Annotated in this window: 1 pseudogene; it reads left to right on the top strand. The window is 68.3% G+C overall.

Features of this window, described 5'->3' with window-relative positions:
- Window positions 1–230: 230 nt before the first annotated feature.
- Window positions 231–328 (top strand): annotated as a pseudogene (locus JL475_RS41645) (MerR family transcriptional regulator); the annotation flags it as partial.

The raw sequence follows: 328 nt of genomic DNA, 5'->3' as shown, positions 1-328 counted from the left end.
ACGTCTTGGGCCCGGGTACCGCAGGACATCGATAGTGAGGTGGTCTCCGGTCAAGCAACCGCGATCCCCGCACCCCCGGCAGCGTCTCGGCCGGGTCTGCGGACACAGGAGGCCGGCGCAGGATCAGGGCCGGCAGATGGTGTAGCAGTTCCTTCGGGGCCCTGGTGCCATTGGCGCCAGGGCCCCTCCCCGCGTTTTACCGAGACCCCGCGTTTTACCGAGAGGTGCAAGTGACAGCAGACGACTCCTTCGGCCGTCTCGATGACGACGACTACCCCGCCTACACCATGGGCCGGGCCGCCGCGATGCTCGGCACCACCCCGGGCTT

The organism is Streptomyces sp. M2CJ-2 (assembly GCF_016757295.1).
In the GTDB taxonomy this organism is placed as follows: Bacteria; Actinomycetota; Actinomycetes; order Streptomycetales; family Streptomycetaceae; genus Streptomyces.
Note: the sequence above shows the minus strand (reverse complement) of the source record. Positions and strands in the feature narration are given on the sequence as shown.